The organism is Gilliamella sp. LMG 34359 (genome assembly GCF_984569085.1).
On record NZ_OZ474906.1, the window covers coordinates 2975376 to 2999828 of the forward strand.

Below are 24453 nucleotides of genomic sequence, written 5' to 3' on the forward strand. Positions count from 1 at the left end.
AACCCCGCTCCGGAAAATTCTCTATCCTAGGGATTAAGCTCTGAGCGCAAAGCTGATACACATAGACCACCGTGATTATAGTCCAGTCCAAAACTGTTCACAAAACCACTACTAGAGGAAACAACGAACTGTTTATTGCTAGTTGCAGGATCACCAGTCCAGTAAGCATGATCGCCATAGTCAAAATTTGCATTGTCATAATAGAACATATAACCCCATTCTGAAAAAAAACCGCCGTTGATCATACGTTGATAATTATTGTTAGGTGATGATGGAGTAACGCCAACAGAATCTTTACAATGGGAACCTGAACCAACACCTGTACAAGATGCATTAGTTAAATCCTTAACCTCTGGAAGACGATAACCAATATTCCTACACCAAGATGACTGGTTGTCAGCTTTAGCTTTTACTGTACCTCGATTAATGAACCATTGTTTTAGCTCAAATCCATACTTAACTACCACATTATCATGGCTATCTCTACCAACTAACTCAAATATTTGCGGTAATCTTGGCCTAGTTAGGGGTGTTGGTGAATCTGATTTCCATTGAGGTTCATTGGCAACAGGACCGGTTAATTTTACTCTTACTAGGGTACCTGTCGAATCTGGTTCCATCATAGCTTTAATACCATTAAGCTCGACCGTTCTCCAATTCAATGGACCACTACCTGCGATCTTTAAATCAAAATATAAATTGTTAGCAGCCGTAGTCGGAAAATTTAAGTAATACCGAGAAGGAACAAAAGATTGCGGGATAAAACCCTCTTTTTCATTCCACATTGAGGCTGAACCGCGGAAATCGACGCCTGCAACTTCCGTAGTTGAACCGAATTTTGTATTAGGTTTTACAAAACACACCTTTGGCGTGTCCTTAGGCTTAATATAGTAAATCACATTACTTCCACTAAAGTTACTACTCTTAGGAACGCCATATAGGGTATTTAATGTTCCATTGGTAGTTGTCAATGTGAGTTTATAAGGTGCGTTACAGTTTGTCAGCGCATCACTACGGGCTACAGTTAGATTATTTTTATCCACGATGGATAAACTCAAATTACCACTGACTGAAATTCCATCCCTTCCTTGACCATCGCCATCATCATCGCCCCAATAATTATTAGGTGAACCGATAAGGGAATTTAAGGTGATCGAATTGGCGTTGAGGGGAACTAACATAGCAACATCAGCAAAACTCTCACCAAAATTTGGTAACTCTATTGGTGTAGTTGACGAATTATTTGTTATGGGCGTAAATTTAGTTCCATCAGATAAGGTTATCCAAAGCAGACCTTCAGTATTTACAACACGAGTGCGGCCACCATCGAAGGTTAGAAACGGGGGATTACCTTGAATAAAATTGGATGTTTTGGCGGTTAATGCCTGACTATAATTTGAAGTTAAAATTAATAAAATAAGCAATATGACTAAAAAGATCCGTTGAGCTAAAAAAGATCCTAGGAACCATTTGATCCGAAAATCTGAAATTTGATGAAAAAATAAATTATCGTAAAAAACAGAACTTTGATGATAAAAATTTGATGAAGTTAGATCATGGGTTGAGCAGATTGGCTGTTGGCTGTTGGCTGTTGAAAATTATAATGCATTTCGACATTCCTGTCAATTAATATTTTGTTTTATTTGAATTTATTCCCTTCAATCAGATTACTTTATAGCCGAATTGAAGATGATGGAATTATAATGACTTGAAAAAACCACGCAACTAATTTAGAAATTTAAATTGTTAATTTTTGTAAAAATTCGCTTAAGGTTATTTTTTCAATAGCAGTTTTAATGATAATAATGACAGGTTTTAATTGATACCTATTTTTAGGGGCTTATTTAGAGTAGATAGCTTGAATTTTGATACGGTCAAAAAAATTTACTTAATTTTTTAGATTTGAAAAAAGATTTTTCACAATTTTTGCTTTTTTGATATAGGATATGTTATTGGTAAGATGTACTATTCTCCAAGCGATTTTTAAAAATATGCTATACTAGTACTTTAATTTAAATAATAGAGAGTTTATTTTGCAACAATCATTACAAGATTTTATTATTGATAAAATTGATGATCTAAAAGGCCAGGATATTGTTACCCTTGATGTACGAGGTAAGTCAACTATTACCGATTATATGATCATTTGTACCGGAACCTCCAACCGTCACGTTTCATCAATCGCCGGACATTTACTTGATGAAGCTAAAAAGCAGGGACACTTGGTGTTAGGTAGTGAAGGGCAAAATGATGCTGATTGGGTTGTGGTTGATATGGATTCAGTGATAGTTCATATTATGCAAGAAGAGAGCCGACAACTATACGAACTTGAGAAGCTTTGGAGTTAATCAGGTGAAAATACAGCTTATTGCTGTTGGCAATAAAATGCCAAGTTGGGTAACTACCGCTTTTAACGATTACCAATCGCGTTTTCCCAAAGAGCTGCCTTTAGAACTCATTGAAATCCCCGCAGGTAAACGGACTAAGAATGCCGATATAGTGCGAATTTTAGATAAAGAAGGCGAGCAGATGCTAACCGCCTGTGGTAAGGGCAATCGCATTGTAACGTTGGATATTCCTGGTAAGCCTTATACAACGTCTGATTTAGCTAAGCAGTTAGAGCGTTGGAAAGCGGACGGGCGTGATGTAAGTTTGTTAATTGGAGGGCCTGAGGGGTTGTCTCCTGCTTGTAAAGCTGCTGCTGAGCAGAGTTGGTCATTGTCCCCTTTGACACTACCACACCCGTTAGTGCGGGTAATTGTCTCTGAGAGCCTTTACCGTGCTTGGAGTTTAACCGCTAATCATCCTTATCATCGAGAGTAGGTTAGGTATTAAAATGAGTACTGTTATTTTAGATTTACAAATTGCCACCGAACAGCAAGATAACCTGCCAAGTGAGCAACAAATTATGCAGTGGTTAGAGGTGATTTTACCGCAGTTTGTTGATAATGCTGAGATCACTATTCGAATTGTCGATAAGGAAGAGAGCCAACATCTTAATCATACTTATCGTAATAAAGATAAGCCCACCAATGTGTTGTCTTTTCCATTTGAATCGCCAATTGAGATTGAAGTTCCATTACTTGGTGATTTGGTGATTTGTAAGCAAGTGGTTGAAACCGAAGCTAGCGAGCAACACAAATCGTTAACGTCACATTGGGCACATATGATCGTCCATGGCTGTTTGCATTTGTTGGGATATGATCATATTCTTGACGAAGAAGCCGAAGAAATGGAAAATATCGAAATTGATATAATGGCACAATTAGGATTTGATAATCCTTATTTATTAATTGATTAGATAAACGTTTTTTAATAGTCTGATAGATATTAAAATAATAACAATAATTTTAAAATACAATTTGTATATTACCAACAGAAAGGAAGAGAGCAAATGAGCGATGATAATCACCGGAGACCCAAAAAAAGGTTTACATTATGGTTAAGTCAATTATTCAATTCAGAACCGAAAGATAAAGATGAATTGATTGAAGTGATTCGCGAAGCTGAAGAGAATGAACTTATTGATCCAGATACGCTTGATATGATCGAAGGTGTAATGGATATAGCCGATCAGCGCGTTCGCGATATCATGATTCCCCGCTCTCAAATCGTAACAATCAAAGATAATTTTACCCTTGATGAATGTTTAGATATTATTTCTGAACACGGCCATTCTCGTTATCCAGTTATCAGTGAAGATAGAGACCACATTGAGGGAGTGCTTTTAGCTAAAGATTTACTGATTTATATTCGACAAGGTGTTAACAATTTTGATTTAAAGAAGATCCTTAGACCAACCATTGTTGTACCTGAAAGTAAACGCGTTGACCATATGTTAAAAGAGTTTCGTATGCAGCGTTATCATATGGCGATGGCCATTGATGAATTTGGTGGTGTTTCGGGTTTAGTGACTATCGAGGATATTTTAGAACTTATCGTTGGCGATATCGAGGATGAATACGATGAGGTTGAAGATCGCGATATCCGTCGTTTATCACCGTCTATCTATTCTGTTCGCGCTCTTACTCCTGTTGAAGATTTTAATGAGATCTTTGGTACCTCATTTAGTGATGATGAGATGGATACTATTGGCGGCTTGGTCATGCAACATTTTGGACGTTTACCTATTCGAGGTGAGATGATTACCATTGATGGTTATCAATTTAAGGTAACGATTGTTGATCGGAGACGAATTATTCAACTGCATGTCACTATCCCTGAAGATGCAACTGTACCTCATTTAGAGCAGCTGGAAAATGCTTAAACAAATTGGCTTAAGTTTATTTTTGGGTGCAGTTGCCGTATTTAGTTACGCCCCCTTCCATATTTGGCCGCTTGCTTTGGTCTCGTTTGCCGGGCTTTTGTGGTTAATTGCTGATAAACCTAAAAAACAAGCCATGCTGCTTGGCTTGAGCTGGGGCGTTGGTTACTTTTCAGCAGGGGTTCACTGGGTTTATATCAGCATTAAACAATATGGTGAAGTGCCAACTCCAGTTGCTATTATCATTTTGGGGCTGTTAGTTGTTTATTTAGCGTTATATCCAATGTTATTTGCTTGGTTATTAAGAGCCGGTGATCGCTTTGCAACTAAATTTTCGCTGAAACAACTGGTTTTGCTCGCGCCGATTTTATGGCAAATAACTGAATTTCTCCGAGGCTATATTTTAACTGGTTTTGCTTGGTTGGAATTAGGCTATAGTCAACTTGATAGTCCGTTACGCGGTTATTTCCCGATTGTCGGAATTAATGGGGTAACCTTACTGTTGACAATGTGCTGTGGATTGTCTGTTTATTGTTTGTACAAACTCACACATTTGTCGTTTAAAAAGCACATATTTGGTGCAATTATTGCACTGTTTGCGATCACCGTTGCACCAATTTCATTCAATTTAATTAATTGGACTACTGTTGATCACTCCCGCTCCGCTAATTTTACCTTGATTCAAGGCAATATTTTGCAATCATTGCGTTGGACTAACGAGCAGTTAAATAAGACTTTAAATACCTATGCTTCCTTAACTGAAAAGAATTGGGGTAAAGATAATATTATTATCTGGTCTGAGGCCAGTATTACTGATTACGAGATAAATCAACAACCTTTTTTACATTATTTAGATAATGAAGCGAGAGCTAATGGTAGTGAAATTGCGGTCGGTATTATTGATTATCATATTGCTGATAATGGTTACCAAATTAATCCAGATATCTATAATACCTTAATGGTGTTAGGTGAAAAGACCCCGTATCAATACCCTAATGCCAATCGATATCAAAAGCATCACTTAGTACCTTTTGGTGAATTTACGCCATTTGCATTTTTGCTAGATCCTATTGCCGATCTGCTTGATATCCCTATGTCTTCAATGCAAGCAGGAGCAGAAAAACAACCACGACTGACGATGAAGGGATTTAAATTCACTACTGCGATTTGTTATGAGGTGATTTTATCTAACTTGATGTGGAAAAATTTTGCACCTGATACTGACTTTTTATTAACGGTTTCAAATGATGCTTGGTTTGGTGATAGTATTGGCCCGAAACAACATTTACAAATGGCTCAGGCTAGAGCATTAGAGTTTGGACGACCTATGATTCGTAGTACGAATACGGGGATTACGGCGATCATTGATCATCATGGGTATATCATTGAGCAGTTACCACAATTTCAAACCAAGGTTTTAAATTATACCTTGTCACCAACCGTCGGCTTAACCCCTTATGCTAGATTTGGGGAACTGCCTTATTATCTTATAATATCATTACTATTTATTTTGCTTTTTGTAAAAAAACGTCCCTAATCAAATTTTTGGCACAGATATTGCTTGTATATTATTGAAATTCAAAAAAATATCTGTGTTAAAATTTCGTAAAATTCTAGATAAACCTAGGTCGTAGCTTATCCTTTTAATCGATAAATATACAGTAAAAAGTACTTTTATACTGAAAAATAAGTTATAATATACCCCCTTTGTAAAAATATTAAATTTATTTAATATGATACAAATTAAACAGTAGGAGATGAGTATGAACAAAAAGACAAAATTAACCAAATTAGTGTTATCATTAGCAATGCTTGGCCTAATGAGTGGTACCGCTGTTGCTGAAGAATTAAGTGGTACATTAGCCAAAATTAAAGATAGTGGTGTGATTGTTGTTGGTCATCGTGAATCTTCGATTCCATTTTCCTACTATAATGAAAAACAAGAAGTTGTCGGCTATTCACAAGATTATTCTAATTTAATAGTAGATGCTGTTAAAAAAGAGTTAAATATGCCGGATCTTAAAGTTAAATATTTACCGGTCACTTCTAAGACTCGTATACAATTACTTAATAACCATACTTATGATTTTGAATGTGGTTCAACAACAAACAATCTAGAACGTCAAAAAGTTGTTGATTTTTCAGATACTATTTTTATTGTAGGTACTCGATTCTTAGTTAAAGCGGACAGCAATATCAATAGTATTAACGATTTAAAAGGTAAAAATGTGGTGACTACTGCTGGTACAACGTCTGAAGTACGCCTAAATCAAATTAATAATCGTGATGGATTGAAAATTCGAATTATCGCGCCTACCGATCATGGCAATGCTTTTAAATCACTTGAAACTGGTCGTGCTTCAGCATTCCTTATGGATGACGCATTATTAGCGGGTGAACGTTCTAGAGCAATTAATCCAGCAGAATGGAAAATTATTGGCGAACCTTTATCCTATGAATCTTATGGCTGTATGTTAAGAAAAGGCGATACCCAATTTAAACAATTAATTGATAAAACCATTGCTAATGCACAAACATCAGGTAAAGCATTAGAATCATATAATCGTTGGTTCACACAACCTGTTCCACCTAGTGGGGTAAACCTAGAACTTGAAATTTCGCCGAAAATGGTCGAGCTTTTCGCTAATCCTAATGACAAAGCTTTAGATTAATAATCTATTAACTTACTAATCAACATACTGAATGTTAAACGCATTCAGTATAAACCAAATAAAAAATACATAAATTATGACTTTTAATTGGACTTTATTTTTTCAATCAACACCTTACGGTGATGGGATTTACTTCAATTGGCTATTGAATAGTGCAATGCTTACGCTTTCACTGGCTGCTACTGCTTGGATTATTGCTTTTATTCTAGGTTCAATAGTTGGCATAATGAGAACTGTCGATAGCAAAATTTTGAATAGATTAGCTATTGGTTACATTGAACTTTTTCGTAATATACCATTATTTGTTCAAATGTTCATTTGGTATACAATCATGCCATTATTTTTAACGGGCAGCTTTAAGGAATGGTTTATACAAGAACTAGATCCTGATATTCAAACTTTTATATTGGTTTCTATTGCTTTAGGTCTATTTACCTCTGCACGAATTGCCGAGCAAGTTAGAACTGGAATTCAAACTTTACCAATAGGTCAAAGATATGCGGCTACTGCATTAGGGTTATCTAAATTTCAAACTTATAGATATATTCTTTTACCTAATGCCTATCGAAAAATAGTGCCTACTTTAACATCAGAGATGACCAATATTATAAAAAATTCATCTATTGCCTCCCAATTTGGAGGATTAAGAGAACTTGTCGGGTTAATTACATCAATGAATGATCAAACAAATAGTATCATTGAAATATTATGTGTTATAACAATAACTTATATGATTATCAATTATTCGGTTATTACGATTATGCGTTTTGTAGAAAAGAAAACACGTTTACCTAATATGATGAGTGGAGGTTAATTATGCAATTGTTTCAATGGATTGCTGATATACCTACACTTGTAATGAATAATTATCCTATATTATTACAAGGATTATGGTTAACAGTTCGAATCACATTTACAGCTATTGTAGTTGGCATTATATGGGGTACATTCTTAGCTTTGATGCGTTTATCCAATAATAAAATATTGAATAGTTTCGCAAAAATATATGTAACCACATTTCGTTCAATACCTTTATTATTGGTATTGATGTGGTTTTACTTTGCATTACCACAAATGATCAAACACCTATTTCATTTAGGACCAGATGCGGATATAGGAACAAGCTGTGCAATAATAGCTTTTACATTATTTGAAGCCGCTTATTACTCTGAAATTATTCGAGCAGGGATTAACGCTGTTAGCAAAGGACAATATCATGCCGCCTCTGCATTGGGAATGACAAGAAGCCAATCTATGCGTCTGATTATTTTACCCCAAGCGTTTAGAGCCATGGTTCCATTATTGCTAACTCAAGGCATTATTTTATTCCAAGACACGGCATTAGTTTCAACTATTGGTTTAGTTGATTTACTTGGTGCAGCAGTTAAGAGAATTGGTGAGAACATTGGTTCAACCGCTGAATACTCAATGATAATTTTCGTGGCTATAACCTATTTCATTATCTGTTTTGGAACTCCACGTTTAATTCGTAAAATAAGTTATTTTAAGAAGGGCTAAAAATGATTACCTTAGAAAATGTATCAAAATGGTACGGAAAATTTCAAGTGTTAAAAAACTGTACTACAAAAGTAGGAAAAGGTGAAGTTGTTGTTGTGTGTGGCCCTTCTGGCTCAGGTAAGTCAACGCTAATTAAAACCGTGAATGGTTTAGAACCAATCCAACAAGGTAAAATTATTATTGATGATACAGAAATCACTAATCCATCGACTAACTTAGCAAAACTACGTTCAAAAGTAGGGATGGTGTTTCAACATTTTGAGCTTTTCCCTCATTTAACAATTTTGAAAAATTTGACACTTGCGCAAATTAAAGTACTAGGTCGATCAGATGAAGAAGCGCGTGAAAAGGCACTTTCTCTTTTAGATCGAGTTGGTCTGTTAGCACATGCGAATAAATACCCAGCTCAACTTTCTGGTGGTCAACAACAACGTGTGGCGATTGCTCGTGCGCTTTGTATGGATCCGATTGTAATGTTATTCGATGAGCCAACTTCTGCACTCGATCCAGAAATGGTTAACGAAGTGTTAGATGTTATGGTTGAATTAGCCTACGAAGGGATGACAATGATGGTTGTTACCCACGAAATGGGGTTTGCTCGTAAAGTTGCGCATCGTGTTATCTTTATGGATGCCGGTGAGATCATTGAAGATACTTCTAAGGAACAGTTCTTCACTAATCCACAATCTGATCGTGCTAAAGACTTTTTAGCGAAGATCATCCATTAATAAATCACAAAGCACCAACTATTATCAGTTGGTGCTTGCTTAATGCTCACATTATATTTCTATTTTGCCTAATTTTTTTAGCTGATCAACCAATCCACTTTCTCGATGTATTTGGCTTTTAACTACCCGTTCTAAAATTTTTTCATTGGTATAAATTGATACTGTTTTTTTCGCTCGAGTTATTGCGGTATAGAGTAACGAGCGATTTAATAATGGTGAAAATTCGGTTGGCAAAATAATATTGACATGATCAAATTCCGAACCTTGAGATTTGTGAATTGTCATTGCATAGGCCGTTTCATGTTCAGGTAGTCGATAAGGCGAAAAACCTTTGATTGTTCCATCGGAAAAAGGGAAATAAACACGTAATTTAGAGCTATCATGTTCAGCAGTTAAAGTTATACCTATATCACCATTATATAGACCTAATGAAGTGCTATTACGTAAAATCATTATTGGTCGACCGACATACCATTGATCGCGCTGATTTAGTTTGATCAGGTTATGTTTTGCTAATAATTGTTCAATTTGTTTGTTTAACCCTTCTACACCAAACTTTCCTTCACGTACGGCACATAGTAATCGACACTCAGCAAATTTAGTTAAAATTGTGGCAATATCATTGTTTTGATGATGTTTGATGGCATTTAAATAATCTTTATAATGCTCAACACAGTCATTTAAAACTGCTTGATAAGTCTGGTTTGACGAGAGTTCATAATAATTCACATCCTGCAAACTATCATCAACAATCAATTTTTTGACATTAAGATACTGTCCCTCTTTTACTGCATTTGCTAATAAACCAATACCAGATGATTCGTTGAATCGATAACTTTTTTTTAGCAAACAGATGCTATCAGTGATTGTCGTTGCTGGTTGGTCTGCAATTGGGATGCGATATCCGGTTAATCGACTTAGTTCCTCAGCTCTTGATTGGCTATAGCCATTGGAGATAAAGTGACATAAATCTCCAAATACCGCACCAGCCTCAACTGATGAGAGCTGATCTTTATCACCTAATAAAATTAGTCGAGCTGAAGCAGGTAAGGCTTCAAGAATTCTTGCCATCATATTAAGATCAACCATTGATGCTTCATCAACGACAAGTACATCGATATGCAATTGGTTATGTTTATTATAACTAAATGAACGATTATCAATTTTAGCACCTAATAAGCGGTGCAATGTTACGGCTTCCGTTTTAATATTTAATGATTCAAAAGACAATTGTTCAATTGCACGACTTAATGATTCAGTTAATCTTGATGCAGCTTTGCCCGTTGGCGCGGCTGCCACGATTCTTATTGATGGGCTGTTTAATTCTAATCCCGCTAAAATTTTAGCTACAGTGGTGGTTTTACCAGTACCTGGCCCACCAGAGATAATGGCAACTTTACGTGTTAAAGCAATAGCGACGGCAATTTTTTGCCAATCAATAGTTGCGCTCTGGTCAGTAAATAGTTGGTCGAGTATGGGTTTTAAATTGCTATCGGAAGTGACATCCAACTGACTTTGATTGAAATATTGCGCAACAAAACGTTCATCTAACCACATACGTTGAAAATAGAGTTTATTTTCAATGAACATTAAAGGGGCAAGCTGATCGCCATAACTGACTACCTGCTTATTAGCCGCTAGGTTAAGTACGTTAACCCAATCATTAATTGCTGGTGAATGAAGTTCTAACCAGATTTGTGGTTCAATATTTTGTTGCTCTAGGCGAGTAATATCAAGGCATACATGCCCTGCTCTCACCTCCATACTTAACGATAAGATTAAAAAAGCAAAACGTTTGGCGGTAATTTCATTTTCACTATCAATTTTATTAACCAAAAATTGTGCCAAATGCAGATCAAGTAAACTAATCTGACTGTTTTGCTTAAATTGTTCTAACCAAGTTGTTAACATTTTTTATACTTTGTTTTATAAGTTTTATAAACCATATATGTCTTTTTCTTTATCATTAGGATAAGTAATTTTAAAACTTAAATTCAGGTCTTTATTTTCATTTGGATTTAAGGTGAATTTCCATGTTAATAAACCGGTCTGTTTATCATAATTTGCACCATCATATTTGGCATCATCAAGTGTAACCGCTTTATTTAAAATGACCGGTAGTTGATCGTTTACGACAATATTAATTGGTAATGTTTTAGTATTTTTGACATTAATAGTATAAGCATATTTTTCTGAAACATCATTATCAATTAATAATCGAGTCGAGGTTTCTTTAATATTACGATTTCTCGAAATTAGGATACTCTTATCACGACCTAATGAAAAATCTAATGTCCCTAATATTTTTTCGGTTGAAATGTTGCTTTCGCCAATAAAGTTGCCACTGAAAAATATGTGGGCTTTTCCTGATAATAAATTGAGTTTATCCCAGTCATTTATTTGTGCTTGTAAGTATACACTACTATCAAATTTAGGCATTGAGACATATTGATAATTTGCTTTTACTTCTTTGGTTTGTAAAGTGAGTATGTTATTTTTACTAGCATGTTTGATGGTATAAGGTAATTTTACCGCAAAACGGGTATTGATGCCTAATGTGTTAACATTGCCAATTTTATCTGGATTATTCAGCTGCGATTTTGATTCATACTCTTCCCAAGAATCTTTTTCAGATTTAGAAAAAAATAAACCATTTCCTTCACTATAGACGTCAATATGCCAAGGAGTTAAAGCTGGCGGATTGATGTCTTTACTTGGATTAGATGTCGCTAATATGAAATCAACATTTTGCCAATCTAAACCACTATTTTGGTGGATCTCTGCTTTATATGTTAATTCTAATGGTGAACTGATATCTGCCACTCTGACGTCATAAATAGGTTCCCAGCCAGCATTGGTGGTGACATATGAGAGCGTAATAGGTAATGTCATATCCTTTTCAGAAATGACTTTTACTATAACCGCATTATGTAATTTTTCATTATTGGTTTGCTTTTCTTCTAATTGTGTTTGGTATTGGCTAATTTGTGCATCTAGCTGATCGACTTCTTTTTGTAATCGATTTTGTTCATTTAATGTCGTAGTTAAATTAGTTTTCACAAAATCTAACACATTTTTCATTGCTGTCAAGTTATCAGATCCATTTTTAGCTAAAGTATCTAAACGATTTCCGTGTAAAAGTGAAATTTGTTCATTAACAGCTTTCAATTGGATTTCTACCGTATCACGCTTTTCTTGTAATTGATTCTGTTTTTCAATGATCGATTGAATGTCGTCATCTTTACTGAGATTTTCTAAGTAGTTTTCATTTAATGATATCGATAATACTTGAACATTACTATTTTCACCAAAACCTACGTTGATAGAATTAGGATTAATATCATTAGCAATACCTGTTAATACTATTTCACTTTCACCTTTAGTTAATGAAACAGTTGATTGTCCTTGTAATTCAGCCCCCTGAATAAACAAAGTCACTTTATTTAAAGTAACACTGTTATTTGCCCAAGCACTTCCTGACATCAGAGCGATTACCAATGCAATTTTTTTTATTTTCACTTTATTATTTCCTTATATTGTTTAGTTTTTAATTATTCAATCATTAATTTTGGCGTTATTTAAAATAACAAGATTATCTTTCTTTTCAAGATAATAAATACTCTCCATTTTAAATTTAATCTCTATTAAATTTAAATTAATTAAGTAAAATTATTTTTGTTTAATATATTGAACATTTATTAAAAATAATGTAAATTTAGTTCAAGATAAAAAACACAAAGTAAGGAGACGGTATGAATGGTTTTAATTATTTGAAAATAGCCATAAAACGCAAAAATTTATCGTTACAGACAGTTGCTGATGCTTGCCAAATGACCAAAGGTTATCTAAGTCAACTAATTAATGATAAAATTAAAAATCCAAGCGCACAAAAGTTACAATCGCTCCACCATTATTTGCAAATTAGTCCGAACACTGAAAACAAAAAAGTGGGGGTAATTTTTGGTAAGTTTTATCCTCTGCATACAGGCCATATTTATCTAATTCAACGTGCAATAAGCCAGGTTGATGAACTGTATGTTATTCTGTGCTCGGATACCATGCGTGATATGGAATTATTTAAAGATAGCGCCATGTCTCGCCAACCCACCATCAACGATAGAATTCGTTGGTTATTACAAACCTTTAAGTATCAAAAAAATATCCATATCGAGCTTTTAGAAGAGGATGGTATTCCTGCTTACCCAAATGGTTGGCAAGAATGGAGTGATCGGGTTAAGAAATTATTCAATGAAAAGGGAATTAACCCAAGCTGTGTTTATTCCAGCGAACCACAAGATGTGGCGATGTATAAAGATTTATTTTATTTAGATACAGTATTGATTGACCCTACTCGGCAATTTATGCAAGTTAGCGGCACGCAAATTCGCCAAGCCCCCTTAAAAAACTGGCAATATATCCCAACTGAAGTGAGACCATTCTTTGTCAGAACTATCGCTATTCTTGGTGGTGAATCTAGTGGTAAATCAACTTTAGTTAATAAGTTAGCCAATACGTTTAATACGACAAGTGCTTGGGAATATGGCCGTGATTATGTATTTTCACAACTTGGCGGTGATGAACGGGCATTGCAATACGCCGACTACGATAAAATTGCTTTAGGCCATGCACAATATATTGATTTTGCTATCAAACATGCCAATAAAGTGTCATTTATTGATACTGACTTTATTACCACGCAAGCATTTTGCAAAAAATATGAAGGTAAAGAACACCCATTTTTACAAGCCATGATCAATAACTATCGATTTGATTTAGTTATTTTATTAGGTAATAACACCCCATGGGTAGCTGATGGGTTGCGTAGTTTAGGAAGTCCAAAACAGCGAAAAGACTTTCAGCAACTACTTATCTCCTTATTAGAAAAAAATAATATCAGTTATGTTCAAATTGACTCACCTGATTATGAAGAACGTTATTTACGCAGTATTGAATTAGTCAATCAACTTATTAATGATGAAGAGTATTAATTATGAATAATTTAAGAGATGTTGTTATCACTATTGGCCGAAATAAATTTTATCCACTGTTATGTATTATCTGTGTCACTATAGCATTTTTGTATACTGACCCATTTAATAATTTTGACTTACGTTATGCAGTATCATACGTAGGGGCATTTTGTGGATTGTTATGTGTAATCTTATTAGCTAAACGAAAAAATTTAGGTAATGTGCTTGGTATGCTAGCGGTAATCGCTGAATGTTGCGCTAATTTTCTTGGTGGCAATATTGGAGCTGGTTTACCAACTTTTTACTATTTTGGTTCCCATATTTATGGCTTGTTTACTTGGCAAAAAAATCTAGATAATAATAAGAGTGTTAAAGTTCGCTCTTTAAATGAAAATGCATTTTTATATGCCTTAATATTCCTAATTGCAGCAGCATTTTTTAATATCTATTTAACTAACGAAATGGGTGTGACGAATACTTCCTATCAACTCATTACTAACTGCTTTATATTTGGTTTAGGTATCGTTGCACAACTATTACTAATGATGAGATATGCATTCAACTGGTATTTATGGGTATTACTTAATGTGCTAGTTATCGGTTTAAATCTCTATACTGACAATATTGTGATCGCAACTCAATATTTAATTTATCTCTTTAATGCAATATATGGAATTTGCGAATGGAAGCTTTCAGAAGAAAAATCTAAATTGAATTAAAAATCTAAATAATCATAATAATCAAAGAAAATCTAATTTTTCTTTGATTATTATATGTATCTAGCAATACTTAAAAAGTTTTGACGATTTTTTAATTATATTTATTATTAATAGCTTTAATTAACATTGCTAACTTGCCAACGATTTTTTAAAAACAAAAAATTAATTTATAAATTTTATATCTACATAATATAATATATTAAACAGATACATTTTTAAAAATTCAGATATAAATTCTAACTTGAATATCAAGAAAATTAATAAGTAGTATATTATGAAAAATAGTACAGCAATGAAGCTACTCGACTCTGCCGAGAAGCTTTTTGCAAAAGCCAGTTATAGTGAAGTTTCAATTAGAGACATCACCAAAGATGCCGGTGTAAAATTAGCATTAGTACATTACCACTTTGGTTCTAAAGAAGAACTATTTAAAGCTGTTATTGATCGAAGAATTGGCATATTAAGTTCAGATCGAATACATTTACTTAATTATTACAAGAATATTAATGGCGATCAGCCATTACCGCTTGAAAAAATTGTTGAATCTTTTATAGCGCCTTATCTTTATAATACACTTTATGGCGGTGAAGGTTGGCATTACTATGCCATCAATGTTGCTCGCTTACTTTCATCTGGCTCTGCTTTAGGGCTTTCTATATTACGTGATCAATTTGATCCATTTGCTGAGTTTTTTATTACCGAACTTAAACGTTCTTATCCAACGTCGACTGAACAACAAATTCATTGGGGCTTTGACTTCTTAGTGGGAGTTATGTGCAATACTTTTGCCGAAGTTGATAGAATAAAATTTTTATCCAAAGAAATATGTTCTGTTAGTAATCCAGAAATAGCCTGTAAATATCTTTATAATTATGCTATTGAAGGTTTACATGCCGTTTTAACCAAACCTGAGTATGATTATCAGTCTGCATTCAACATTATTTCTAAATTCCGATTAGCATAATTGTATTTAACTAAAATCCAATTAATCGGTATTTTTAATCTTTCACCTCATTAAATAATTGAACGTTCATTTAAAATAGTGATCTAGATCAAACTATACAACAAAAAATTTGAATGATCGTTCAATCAATATTATATTGCCCATAATTTTCAATTGATTATTAGAAATACAAAAGGAGCAATAAATGAAAATTATAGATTTAAGTGTTGATATAGAAGATCGTACTCCAAATGATCCGCCATCTATGCCAACCGAAATCGACTATTGGGATCATGTAAAAGGATCGGAACATATTAAAACATTTTTCCCAACCGCGACCAATGATGATTTACCCAAAGGGTTAGGCTGGGCTATAGAATATATAAAACTAACTACACATAGTGGAACCCACCTTGATGCTCCTTGGCATTATCACCCAACCATGAATAATGGACAACGAGCAAGAACCATTGATGAAATGCCATTAGAGTGGTGTATCTCAGATGGTGTCATGTTGAATTTTTCACATTTTCCTGATGGTTATGTCGTAACCGCTCAAGACATAAAAGATGAATTAGATCGTATTGATTATAAATTAAAACCTTTAGATATTGTTCTCGTGCAATCTGGTGCACAAAAATACTTTGGTTCCAAAGAATATTTAGTTAAAGGCTGCGGAATGGGAAAAGAAGCCACTTTATACTTACTTAATCAAGGTATTAAAGTCGTCGGTACTGATGCCTGGAGTTGGGATAGCCCACTGCCATTGGTCGCTGAAAAATTTAAAGAGACACATGATAAATCACTTATTTGGGAAGGACATTTTGCCGGAATTGAAAAAGAGTACTATCACCTTGAAAAACTTACTAATTTAGATAAGTTACCTCCATTTGGCTTTAAAGTTTCATGTTTGCCGATAAAAATTAAAAAAGCAAGCGCTGGATGGACTCGAACTATCGCAATAATGTCTTAAATTATAGGAAATAAAACAATATGAAAACCAAGTTACTAAATAAATGGCATGTACTTGTAGGTGGTTTTTTTGGTTACATGTTCGACGCTATGGATATTACATTATTAGCTGTTTCATTACCCGCTATAATGAAGGACATGGATATGTCGATGTCAGAAGGTGGATTACTCGGTACTGCAACCTTATTAGGCGTAGGATTAAGTAGTGTTATTGTCGGTTGGTTTTCTGACAATTATGGTCGACGAAAATCACTCATTTGGAGTTTAATCCTTTTTGGAATATTAACTGCATTAATATCATTAAGTCCAAATTGGATAGTTTTATTGCTACTACGCTTTACTGCTGGTTTAGCCTTAGGTGGTGTTTGGGGTATCATTGCTGCCTATATTGCTGAATCATGGCCGACAAAACAACGAGGAAGAGCTGCTGCATTTGTATTAAGTTCATTCCCAGTTGGAGCTGGTATAGCTGCGTTTCTTTCATCTGTCATTATTCCTGAATTCGGTTGGAGAGCACTATTTTTAGCCGGTGCAGGTTCAATATTTGCCGCTATTTATATTTATCTTTTTGTACCTGAATCCGAAGTATGGAAAAACCAAAAAGACGATAGAATCGCTAAAGGTGATATGAGTAATATTTCGATTAAAGAAATCTTCTCACCGGAACTATTATCACGAACAATTTTGGCAACACTTGTTTCTAGTTTTGCTTTTGTTGCTTACTGGGGCTCAACCACTTGGATCCCAACATTTTTAGTTCAAGTTCGTGGGCTTGATATAAAAACGATGTCATTATTTTTCTTAATACTAAATGTGGGTATGTTTATCGGTTATAACTTATTTGGTTGGTTATCCGATATTATTGGCCGTAAAAAAGCAATTATCTTATCGTTTATTGGTACTACTATTACTTTACCTATATATGTCATGGTAGAAGATCCTATGATGATATTATTAATGGGACCTTTTTATGCCTTCTTTATTTCATTTGTAGGATTATTTGGTTCCTATTTTGGCGAGTTATTTCCAACTCGAGTCAGAACATTAGGCGCAGGCTTCTGTTTTAATGCAGGACGTGGAATATCAGCATTTTCACCATTCGTTCTTGGTTTTATTGCTGCAAAATATGGACTTACCGTTGGTATCGGTATCTGTGCAGTATTTTTCTTATTCTCTGCCATTACCATGTTCTTCTTACCAAATACTAAAATTAATTAAAAGGATTTAAATTATGAATGACAAAGTTATTATAACTGTTGCAACTACAGGGGCATTTCCTACTAAGGAACATAATCAAGCAATACCTATGACACCAAAAGAAATTGCTGATGATGTCTACAAATGTTGGAAAGCTGGTGCGGCAGTTGCTCATCTTCATATGCGAGATGAAAATGGTCAAGGCACAATGAGTGCTGAAAAATTTGAAGAGACAGTTTCATTAATTCGCCAAACTGGTTGCGATATTATCATTAATTGCACAACGTCTGGAGATCTTAATGCTACAGATGAGACAAGAATGATCCATTTATCCAAAGTAAAACCGGAAATGGCATCGTACGATTGTGGAACAATGAATTGGATGAACTCGACTGTTTTTTATAACACGCCACCATTTTTAGAAAAGCTTGGCCATTATATGCAAGAGCATAATGTTAAACCTGAAATTGAAGTATTTGATGCAAGCTTTATTTATAATGCATTGTATTATTTAAAAAAAGGGGTATTAAAAGCACCATTACATTTCCAACTTTGCATGGGCGCGCCAGGAGGTATAGCGGCAACAATTGAAAATCTTGTCTTTTTGAAAAACTTATTACCAAGTGACTGTACATGGTCAGCATTTGGTATCGGTGCTAACCATTTACCTATTCTTTTAGCCACCATCGCAATGGGAGGTAATATTCGTATAGGTATGGAAGATAATATCTATTATGCGAAAGGAGAACTAGCAAAATCGAATAGCCAATTTGTCGAAAGAGCAGTTCGCATAATTAAAGAAGCTGGAAAACAACCCGCTACGCCAAACGAAGCGAGAAAAATACTTAGCCTAAATTAAGGATAAATGATAAGTGATAGAAGCCACCAATATATTTGGTGGCTATTTATTCAATATCGCCATCAATCAGAGGGACAAATTTTACTTCACCGATGTTTTTAGTAATAAAATTGTCACCATCGCGTTCGATTAGCTGTAATATTTGCTTATTTTTACCCACAGGTATTACTAATCGCCCTTTATCAGCCAGTTGTGCTAGAAGTTTTTGTGGTACTTCAGCTGGTGCTGCGGTGACAATTATACCATCAAAAGGTCCGCGTTCTGGCCAACCTTGCCAGCCATTACCATGGCGAGTTGAAATATTATGAATATCGAGTTGCTTTAACCGTCGTTTAGTATTCCATTGTAAACTTTTTATTCTTTCCACAGAGCAAACATGGTCAACCAACTTAGCTAACACAGCAGTTTGGTATCCTGAGCCGGTACCAATTTCAAGCACTTTAGCACTTGGTGTTAACCTTAATAATTCAGTCATTTTTGCAACGATATAAGGTTGAGAGATAGTTTGACCGCTACCTATAGGTAAAGAACGGTTATCATAGGCTTGATGAGAAAGCGCTTCATCCACAAAATTTTCACGCGGTATCGAAGCTATAGCATCTAAAACACGATCATCTTTTATTCCCTGCTGGCGCAATAACTTAATCAAAGTCTGCATTTTTGAACTTTGCATTACTCTTTTCCAATTATCAATTCGCGTAAAACACTTGTAGCATAACAACCCGAAGGCAAAAAGAAACTGATCTCAATATCATTTTCGCTAATCCATTGCCATTCAAGCTGCTCAGGGCGCAATAATATTGAACGCCTTATTGTTGCCATTCGTTCTTTTTTAAATAACTCTTCAAAACAAGACCAACGTTTTAAACAACTTGTTTCAAATTCTAAAGCAACCGATGCGGTGCCTAATTGTGAATCACCGACCATTGGAGCAGTAATATTAATTTCGCCATTTTGCAAACGTTGTTGTAACAGTGGTAATTCATCTGAACTAGACACAAACCAACTATTACTTTTAGATAGCTGTAATATATCACCATCAAGGACAGTCTGTTGAATATTTTGTTCAATTCTTTGGCTTACAATTTGATTAAAAATGGCACTGCGCGCGGCGGAAAGATAAAAACTTCTCTTTTTACGGTCTTTAACTGAAATTTCTCCACTTGCCCATTTTATCACTTGAGTGATGTTATTTTGTTCTCGTCCAAATCGTTGTTCGCCAAAATAATTAGGTACACCATATTGTTTGATTAAGTTTAATTTGGGTTCGATCGCTTGTTTATCACTCAAGTTTCTTAAAATAATTTTAAAGCGATTGCCTTTTAAAGCCCCTATTTTCAATTTTTTATTGTGGCGATTAATTTGCAAAATTCTACAACCAGCTAAATCAAACTGTGAAAAATCGGGCGTTTCTTTACCTGGCATATGTAGACTAAACCATTGTTGAGTGACTGCTTGGCGATCTTTAAGACCTGCATAACTTACATTTTTAGCGGAAATACCAACATATTTAGCTAACTGTTCAGCGACATAAATTGTGTTGCAATCTTTTTTTTCTAAATAAACTAAAATATGCTCACCTTCACCGGTAAGATCAAAACCGAGCTCTTCAATAACTATGAAATCTTCATATTGCTGTTTATATAAACCATGAACTGTAGGTTTACCATAAAAATAATTAAGTTCTGCTAACACTTATATTGCCTATCATTAATTTTATATTTACTTTTTTGCTAATAGTACTACTGCTTCACAAGCTATCCCTTCTTTACGACCAGTGAAGCCCAGCTGTTCAGTGGTGGTTGCTTTAACACTAATTTGGTCAAAATACACTTTTAAATCTTCGGCAATATTAACCCGCATCTGATCGACATAAGACCTCATTTTAGGTTCTTGCGCAATAATGGTCGTATCTAAATTTACTAATTGATAACCTTTAGATTGAATAATTTGGTAAACTTCTTGTAATAGTAAGCGGCTGTTTATACCTTGGTATTTGGGATCGCTATCAGGAAATAGTTTACCAATATCGCCTAAAGCCAATGCGCCGATTAAAGCATCGGTAATGGCGTGTAATACCACATCACCATCTGAATGGGCAATAAGTCCATATTGATAAGGAATAGTTACGCCACCTAAGATAATTGGTCCTTCCCCACCAAATTTGTGTACATCAAATCCATGACCTATTCGCATAATCTACCTATATTAAATTTGATTAGTTAAATAATATGTAGCCAAGTTTAAATCTTCTGGGCAAGTAATTTTTATGTTATCTCGACGACACTCAACTAATAATGGATGTCCTCCACAATACTCAATCGCCGAAGCTTCATCAGTAATTGCTACATGGTTATTTAACGCTCTATTTAAACAAGCTTTAAGTTCACCAGTGTTAAATAATTGTGGTGTCGCAGCGCCCCATAAATAAGTGCGATCGACAGAGTGATTAATGGTATCTGGATTATTAGTATCTGCTTGCTTAATCGTATCACTAAGGGGCATTGCTAATATTCCGCCTTTATCTTCTTGTAAGACTCTGTTAATCAATTTAGTGATGTCTTGGTGAGTAACACAAGGTCTTGCGGCATCATGGACTAACGCCCACTTATTTTCAGCAACTAAATTTAAACCCGCTAAAACAGAATCGGCACGCGTTTTACCACCGTAAGTCACCTTAACTTTTGATGCGACATCAAGTGTGCTAAAAAGCTTATCTTCTTTGTTGATAACCACTACTACCTCACTGATTTTTGAGTGAGTTAATAATTTTTGTAAAGTGTGTTCCAAAATGGTCATTGCACCAATCTTTAAATATTGTTTAGGTAACTGACTTTCCATGCGGCAACCTATTCCTGCGGCAGGAACGATTGCAACGATATCACTATTATTTGTCACGTAATGCCTTATTTTTGTGTTTTGGAATCAATAATTATTCGATAAAAATACTCATTAGGTTTAACCATACCTAAATGGCTGCGAGCTCGTTCTTCAATTGCTTCATAACCTTTTTGCAAATCGTCAACTTCGGCAATCATCTGTTGATTGCGAGCCTTAAGTTTATCATTTTCTTGATGCAAACTTTTAAGCATTTGCAGATTATCTTGGTAATCATAAATATTGTTTTTACCATACCATAATGAGTACTGCAAATACCCCAGCACCAGAAGCAATATAAAGGGGATCTTCCACCTAATCATGAGTTTAATTGTTCTCTTAATTTAAATACATTTAACTGGTTTAGGTAAGCCCGCAAGTTTTGTTGCTTGTTTAGCAGGACCATCAGGAAATAATTTATATAAATACCGACTATTACCTTTTTCTGGGCCAAATTTTTTCTCCATTGCTTTAACCAACGCACGAATTGCAGGCGAAGTTTTATATTCTAAATAAAAATCACGAACAAATAAAATCACTTCCCAATGAGCATCAGTTAATTCAATCGACTCTTTGCTAGCTAATTCTGGCACTAAATTAACAGACCAATCCTGCCAATTTTTTAGATAGCCTTTTTCATCGGTTTCTATTTGATTTAACATTTTGCAAAACTTTGTTTGATATTTGCTGCGTATTATACTCGATTAATAAGATTGCAACACTAGTTTTGGCGAGTAAACAATCTAGTTTTGCTGAATTCCATCTAAATTTGATGAAAATTAAAGCAGTCGATAAAAAATATTAAATTAACTATTTACAATTAAGTCCGACTCCTTTAATATGCACAGCCATTGCGGAAGTGTGGCTGAGCGGTTGAAAGCACCGGTCTTGAAAACCGGCGAGGGGCGACCCTCCCAGAGTTCGAATCTCTGCGCTTCCGCCATTTATTTTTATGGTAGAATCCACTGCAATGTAATAGAATCCACTAAAATCTTGGTAGTCATGAGGTTACGTGGATTTTTTTATTTCCACTTTTTTATTAATCTTATACTCACCCAGAGCAATCCATTTCAATCCACGATTAGAAATTGTACCAAAACATCCACCGAAAAATACTCGAGCTGTTTTATATTTTTTTATTAAATTCAGTTATCTCCCTCTGCATAATTCAACGCATTAAAAAAATGTTGGGGAATTATTCATGGCAAGATTTATTGAAAAACTGACAACTTTATCTGTGAAAAAAATAAATACAGCTGATTGTTATGGCGATGGACGTGGCGGTGGACTTTGGCCTTACGCTAGAGAATCAGGAGCAAAATCTTAGATATTTCGTTTTAATTTAAAAAAGAGAGTATTGAATCAGACTTGGCGCTACACATACTGTTTCTTTGTCAGAAGTAAGAGAAGAAGCGCGCAACTGTCGAAAGTTGTTAAGAGAAAAAAACAGTTGAAGAGAATAAAGTAATAACTGAAACGCCACTCATTGTTCCTGATGGATTTATCGTACCACAAACAGCAGAAAACCTATTATCCAACGTGCACTGCGAGCTACTATTAAAAGCAATCTGGCAGCGCACATCACTTTCACCCTCTCAATTTAAACAACTTTACCAGCGTCCAATTGAACGTTATGCCGATTTAGTTAAACAATTTCCTGTTTCAGAGAGTCATCATCATGCGTATTTGGGGGGAAAATGCTTGAACATGAACTAGAAATCATGGCATATGCATTAAAGTTTCGCCAATCTTATTTACTCCCGATTGGTGTTTCATCCGAAGAGCGCAGCGCCGAAGAAGATAGTTGAACGGCTGGTATTGCTTATGCCGCGCTGCTTCATGAAATCGGTAAAATTGTGGTAGATATTCATGTTGAATACCAAGATGGCTCAATTTGGCATCCTTGGCATGGTTCTTTGAAAGCGCCTTATCGATTTCAATACAGAAAAAACCGCGAATATCGATAGCATAGTGCAAGCACAGCACTCTTATATCAACAAATAATGGATACAAGATTACTTGATTGGCTAGCCAAAAGTCACGAGCTATGGTCACTGTTTACCTATTTTGTTGCAGGACAAATGGAATGGCAGGTGTCATTAGTGAATTTGTCACTAAAGCCGATCAAGCATCTGTATCACATTTGTTAGGTGGTAATTTTGATGCAGCTAAAAGCGCACCTAAACATTCACTGCAACGAAAACGGCTTTAAAGCATCAATCAACAAACCACTGTCATTTGTTAAATAACAGACACCGCAGTAAGTCGTTTGCTTTTTAGCAATATGGTTAGCGACTTTAGCTAAAGTTCGGATTGCAGCAATACTAATACTGACGGGTATCCCTGTATCACGCTTCACCACCGCCCTGATGTGTTGACAATGCGTCGTTACATCCGAAAAACCGTCTAACGCAATAAACGCTTCATCAATAGAATAAAGCTCTACATCTGAAGTATGCGCTCGCACCGTATTAAAAACACGCTTGCTCATATCACCATACAGTTGGTAATTAGAGCTTAACAAGGTTACTTGCTTACGAATAGCGGGTAGAATTTTAAAAGCCAGCATTCTAATCGGAACGAGTGGTTTTAACTCATTTGAGCGTGCTATCACACAACCATCATTGTTAGAGAGTATGCCAATCGGTTTACCCTCAAGATCTGGATTAAACACTCGTTCACAAGATGCATATAAATTATTACAATCAATCAATCCAATCACGAATGTACACGA

The 24453-nt window shown here is 35.0% G+C and carries 28 protein-coding genes, 1 tRNA gene and 1 pseudogene; 20 read left to right on the forward strand and 10 right to left on the reverse strand.

All coding sequences use genetic code 11. The features are described from left to right. Positions 1-26: 26 nt before the first annotated feature. Positions 27-1424: a hypothetical protein gene (locus AC5LXV_RS13585; protein ID WP_493466773.1), complete on the reverse strand. Its 1398-nt coding sequence runs from the start codon at positions 1422-1424 to the stop codon at positions 27-29. Between the two features lie 609 nt (positions 1425-2033). Here AC5LXV_RS13585 and rsfS point away from each other — a divergent pair. The 9 genes from rsfS to AC5LXV_RS13630 all read left to right on the forward strand — a co-directional run bounded on the left by rsfS (position 2034) and on the right by AC5LXV_RS13630 (position 9182). Beyond that, entirely contained in the window at positions 2034-2348 is a 315-nt protein-coding gene (rsfS, locus tag AC5LXV_RS13590; RefSeq protein ID WP_375334970.1) for a ribosome silencing factor, read from the forward strand. 4 nt (positions 2349-2352) lie between these two features. Further along, complete coding sequence (gene rlmH, locus AC5LXV_RS13595; protein ID WP_110422929.1) at positions 2353-2823, forward strand: 23S rRNA (pseudouridine(1915)-N(3))-methyltransferase RlmH; 471 nt, start codon at positions 2353-2355, stop codon at positions 2821-2823. Between the two features lie 13 nt (positions 2824-2836). Then, positions 2837-3301, forward strand: a complete 465-nt coding sequence (ybeY, locus tag AC5LXV_RS13600) for an rRNA maturation RNase YbeY (RefSeq protein WP_110422928.1) — start codon at positions 2837-2839, stop codon at positions 3299-3301. 93 nt (positions 3302-3394) lie between these two features. After that, a complete protein-coding gene (gene corC / locus AC5LXV_RS13605; RefSeq protein ID WP_110422927.1) occupies positions 3395-4267 on the forward strand; it encodes a CNNM family magnesium/cobalt transport protein CorC in 873 nt (290 codons plus the stop codon). Next, a complete protein-coding gene (lnt, locus tag AC5LXV_RS13610; protein ID WP_493466774.1) occupies positions 4260-5801 on the forward strand; it encodes an apolipoprotein N-acyltransferase in 1542 nt (513 codons plus the stop codon). Before corC ends, lnt begins: the two co-directional genes overlap by 8 nt. Positions 5802-6027: 226 nt before the next feature. Next, on the forward strand, positions 6028-6936 hold the full coding sequence (locus AC5LXV_RS13615) for a glutamate/aspartate ABC transporter substrate-binding protein (RefSeq protein WP_110432926.1): 909 nt from the start codon (positions 6028-6030) through the stop codon (positions 6934-6936). 76 nt (positions 6937-7012) lie between these two features. Next, positions 7013-7750, forward strand: a complete 738-nt coding sequence (locus AC5LXV_RS13620; RefSeq protein WP_110422924.1) for an amino acid ABC transporter permease — start codon at positions 7013-7015, stop codon at positions 7748-7750. A 2-nt stretch (positions 7751-7752) separates the two neighbouring features. Then, positions 7753-8454: an ABC transporter permease subunit gene (locus AC5LXV_RS13625; protein WP_110422923.1), complete on the forward strand. Its 702-nt coding sequence runs from the start codon at positions 7753-7755 to the stop codon at positions 8452-8454. A gap of 2 nt (positions 8455-8456) precedes the next feature. Beyond that, entirely contained in the window at positions 8457-9182 is a 726-nt protein-coding gene (locus AC5LXV_RS13630) for an amino acid ABC transporter ATP-binding protein (RefSeq protein ID WP_110422922.1), read from the forward strand. A gap of 51 nt (positions 9183-9233) precedes the next feature. Here the strand turns inward: AC5LXV_RS13630 and recD are convergent, their stop codons facing one another. Both recD and AC5LXV_RS13640 read right to left on the reverse strand, forming a co-directional pair. Next, positions 9234-11093 (reverse strand): exodeoxyribonuclease V subunit alpha, encoded by a 1860-nt coding sequence (gene recD, locus AC5LXV_RS13635; RefSeq protein WP_493466775.1) that lies wholly within the window; start codon positions 11091-11093, stop codon positions 9234-9236. A 24-nt stretch (positions 11094-11117) separates the two neighbouring features. Further along, a complete protein-coding gene (locus tag AC5LXV_RS13640; protein ID WP_493466776.1) occupies positions 11118-12701 on the reverse strand; it encodes a mucoidy inhibitor MuiA family protein in 1584 nt (527 codons plus the stop codon). A 233-nt stretch (positions 12702-12934) separates the two neighbouring features. Between AC5LXV_RS13640 and nadR the strand changes: the two genes are divergently transcribed. The 6 genes from nadR to AC5LXV_RS13670 all read left to right on the forward strand — a co-directional run bounded on the left by nadR (position 12935) and on the right by AC5LXV_RS13670 (position 18842). Then, positions 12935-14170 carry a multifunctional transcriptional regulator/nicotinamide-nucleotide adenylyltransferase/ribosylnicotinamide kinase NadR gene (gene nadR, locus AC5LXV_RS13645; RefSeq protein ID WP_493466777.1) on the forward strand — a complete coding sequence of 412 codons (1236 nt, stop codon included), beginning with the start codon at positions 12935-12937 and terminating at the stop codon, positions 14168-14170. Positions 14171-14172: 2 nt separating this feature from the next. Continuing rightward, the gene (gene pnuC, locus AC5LXV_RS13650; protein ID WP_110422918.1) at positions 14173-14871 is read left to right on the forward strand and encodes a nicotinamide riboside transporter PnuC; all 699 of its coding nucleotides are present in this window, start codon (positions 14173-14175) and stop codon (positions 14869-14871) included. Between the two features lie 274 nt (positions 14872-15145). Further along, entirely contained in the window at positions 15146-15835 is a 690-nt protein-coding gene (locus tag AC5LXV_RS13655; protein ID WP_110422917.1) for a TetR/AcrR family transcriptional regulator, read from the forward strand. Positions 15836-16019: 184 nt separating this feature from the next. Next, on the forward strand, positions 16020-16787 hold the full coding sequence (locus AC5LXV_RS13660; RefSeq protein ID WP_493466778.1) for a cyclase family protein: 768 nt from the start codon (positions 16020-16022) through the stop codon (positions 16785-16787). Between the two features lie 20 nt (positions 16788-16807). Then, complete coding sequence (locus tag AC5LXV_RS13665; RefSeq protein ID WP_493466779.1) at positions 16808-18004, forward strand: MFS transporter; 1197 nt, start codon at positions 16808-16810, stop codon at positions 18002-18004. Between the two features lie 13 nt (positions 18005-18017). Next, positions 18018-18842: a beta-keto acid cleavage family enzyme gene (locus AC5LXV_RS13670; protein WP_110432921.1), complete on the forward strand. Its 825-nt coding sequence runs from the start codon at positions 18018-18020 to the stop codon at positions 18840-18842. A gap of 46 nt (positions 18843-18888) precedes the next feature. Here the strand turns inward: AC5LXV_RS13670 and AC5LXV_RS13675 are convergent, their stop codons facing one another. From AC5LXV_RS13675 to AC5LXV_RS13700, 6 genes are read right to left on the reverse strand one after another with little or no spacing between them, the layout of a single operon-like run. After that, the gene (locus tag AC5LXV_RS13675; protein WP_493466780.1) at positions 18889-19515 is read right to left on the reverse strand and encodes a protein-L-isoaspartate(D-aspartate) O-methyltransferase; all 627 of its coding nucleotides are present in this window, start codon (positions 19513-19515) and stop codon (positions 18889-18891) included. Continuing rightward, positions 19515-20537 (reverse strand): tRNA pseudouridine(13) synthase TruD, encoded by a 1023-nt coding sequence (truD, locus tag AC5LXV_RS13680; protein ID WP_493466781.1) that lies wholly within the window; start codon positions 20535-20537, stop codon positions 19515-19517. Before truD ends, AC5LXV_RS13675 begins: the two co-directional genes overlap by 1 nt. Before the next feature lie 27 nt (positions 20538-20564). Continuing rightward, the gene (gene ispF, locus AC5LXV_RS13685; protein ID WP_493466782.1) at positions 20565-21038 is read right to left on the reverse strand and encodes a 2-C-methyl-D-erythritol 2,4-cyclodiphosphate synthase; all 474 of its coding nucleotides are present in this window, start codon (positions 21036-21038) and stop codon (positions 20565-20567) included. 12 nt (positions 21039-21050) lie between these two features. Continuing rightward, positions 21051-21740: a 2-C-methyl-D-erythritol 4-phosphate cytidylyltransferase gene (gene ispD, locus AC5LXV_RS13690; RefSeq protein ID WP_493466783.1), complete on the reverse strand. Its 690-nt coding sequence runs from the start codon at positions 21738-21740 to the stop codon at positions 21051-21053. 8 nt (positions 21741-21748) lie between these two features. Further along, positions 21749-22042: a cell division protein FtsB gene (gene ftsB / locus AC5LXV_RS13695; RefSeq protein WP_110422912.1), complete on the reverse strand. Its 294-nt coding sequence runs from the start codon at positions 22040-22042 to the stop codon at positions 21749-21751. Between the two features lie 21 nt (positions 22043-22063). Next, on the reverse strand, positions 22064-22381 hold the full coding sequence (locus AC5LXV_RS13700; protein WP_110422911.1) for a TusE/DsrC/DsvC family sulfur relay protein: 318 nt from the start codon (positions 22379-22381) through the stop codon (positions 22064-22066). A gap of 193 nt (positions 22382-22574) precedes the next feature. Here AC5LXV_RS13700 and AC5LXV_RS13705 point away from each other — a divergent pair. The 5 genes and pseudogenes from AC5LXV_RS13705 to AC5LXV_RS13725 all read left to right on the forward strand — a co-directional run bounded on the left by AC5LXV_RS13705 (position 22575) and on the right by AC5LXV_RS13725 (position 23931). After that, positions 22575-22662: transfer RNA gene (locus AC5LXV_RS13705), tRNA-Ser, on the forward strand. A 258-nt stretch (positions 22663-22920) separates the two neighbouring features. Beyond that, positions 22921-23046 (forward strand): hypothetical protein, encoded by a 126-nt coding sequence (locus tag AC5LXV_RS13710; protein ID WP_493466784.1) that lies wholly within the window; start codon positions 22921-22923, stop codon positions 23044-23046. Positions 23047-23258: 212 nt separating this feature from the next. Further along, on the forward strand, positions 23259-23435 hold the full coding sequence (locus AC5LXV_RS13715; protein ID WP_493466785.1) for a TraI domain-containing protein: 177 nt from the start codon (positions 23259-23261) through the stop codon (positions 23433-23435). Between the two features lie 5 nt (positions 23436-23440). Continuing rightward, positions 23441-23686 (forward strand): annotated as a pseudogene (locus AC5LXV_RS13720) (TraI domain-containing protein). A gap of 119 nt (positions 23687-23805) precedes the next feature. Next, positions 23806-23931 carry a hypothetical protein gene (locus AC5LXV_RS13725; RefSeq protein ID WP_493466786.1) on the forward strand — a complete coding sequence of 42 codons (126 nt, stop codon included), beginning with the start codon at positions 23806-23808 and terminating at the stop codon, positions 23929-23931. Here the strand turns inward: AC5LXV_RS13725 and AC5LXV_RS13730 are convergent. Continuing rightward, a complete protein-coding gene (locus AC5LXV_RS13730) occupies positions 23908-24441 on the reverse strand; it encodes a Y-family DNA polymerase (protein WP_493466787.1) in 534 nt (177 codons plus the stop codon). The genes AC5LXV_RS13725 and AC5LXV_RS13730 overlap by 24 nt on opposite strands. Positions 24442-24453 lie beyond the last annotated feature (12 nt).

What these genes read in the sequence shown, in the direction of transcription:
- ybeY (WP_110422928.1), top strand. Translation starts at nt 2,837, where the DNA reads ATGAGTACTGTTATTTTAGATTTACAAATTGCCACCGAACAGCAAGAT.
- corC (WP_110422927.1), top strand. Translation starts at nt 3,395, where the DNA reads ATGAGCGATGATAATCACCGGAGACCCAAAAAAAGGTTTACATTATGG.
- lnt (WP_493466774.1), top strand. Translation starts at nt 4,260, where the DNA reads ATGCTTAAACAAATTGGCTTAAGTTTATTTTTGGGTGCAGTTGCCGTA.
- AC5LXV_RS13615 (WP_110432926.1), top strand. Translation starts at nt 6,028, where the DNA reads ATGAACAAAAAGACAAAATTAACCAAATTAGTGTTATCATTAGCAATG.
- AC5LXV_RS13620 (WP_110422924.1), top strand. Translation starts at nt 7,013, where the DNA reads ATGACTTTTAATTGGACTTTATTTTTTCAATCAACACCTTACGGTGAT.
- AC5LXV_RS13625 (WP_110422923.1), top strand. Translation starts at nt 7,753, where the DNA reads ATGCAATTGTTTCAATGGATTGCTGATATACCTACACTTGTAATGAAT.
- AC5LXV_RS13630 (WP_110422922.1), top strand. Translation starts at nt 8,457, where the DNA reads ATGATTACCTTAGAAAATGTATCAAAATGGTACGGAAAATTTCAAGTG.
- recD (WP_493466775.1), bottom strand. Translation starts at nt 11,093, where the DNA reads ATGTTAACAACTTGGTTAGAACAATTTAAGCAAAACAGTCAGATTAGT.
- nadR (WP_493466777.1), top strand. Translation starts at nt 12,935, where the DNA reads ATGAATGGTTTTAATTATTTGAAAATAGCCATAAAACGCAAAAATTTA.
- pnuC (WP_110422918.1), top strand. Translation starts at nt 14,173, where the DNA reads ATGAATAATTTAAGAGATGTTGTTATCACTATTGGCCGAAATAAATTT.
- AC5LXV_RS13655 (WP_110422917.1), top strand. Translation starts at nt 15,146, where the DNA reads ATGAAAAATAGTACAGCAATGAAGCTACTCGACTCTGCCGAGAAGCTT.
- AC5LXV_RS13660 (WP_493466778.1), top strand. Translation starts at nt 16,020, where the DNA reads ATGAAAATTATAGATTTAAGTGTTGATATAGAAGATCGTACTCCAAAT.
- AC5LXV_RS13665 (WP_493466779.1), top strand. Translation starts at nt 16,808, where the DNA reads ATGAAAACCAAGTTACTAAATAAATGGCATGTACTTGTAGGTGGTTTT.
- AC5LXV_RS13670 (WP_110432921.1), top strand. Translation starts at nt 18,018, where the DNA reads ATGAATGACAAAGTTATTATAACTGTTGCAACTACAGGGGCATTTCCT.
- AC5LXV_RS13675 (WP_493466780.1), bottom strand. Translation starts at nt 19,515, where the DNA reads ATGCAAAGTTCAAAAATGCAGACTTTGATTAAGTTATTGCGCCAGCAG.
- ispF (WP_493466782.1), bottom strand. Translation starts at nt 21,038, where the DNA reads ATGCGAATAGGTCATGGATTTGATGTACACAAATTTGGTGGGGAAGGA.
- ftsB (WP_110422912.1), bottom strand. Translation starts at nt 22,042, where the DNA reads ATGATTAGGTGGAAGATCCCCTTTATATTGCTTCTGGTGCTGGGGTAT.
- AC5LXV_RS13700 (WP_110422911.1), bottom strand. Translation starts at nt 22,381, where the DNA reads ATGTTAAATCAAATAGAAACCGATGAAAAAGGCTATCTAAAAAATTGG.
- AC5LXV_RS13710 (WP_493466784.1), top strand. Translation starts at nt 22,921, where the DNA reads ATGGCAAGATTTATTGAAAAACTGACAACTTTATCTGTGAAAAAAATA.
- AC5LXV_RS13725 (WP_493466786.1), top strand. Translation starts at nt 23,806, where the DNA reads ATGGCAGGTGTCATTAGTGAATTTGTCACTAAAGCCGATCAAGCATCT.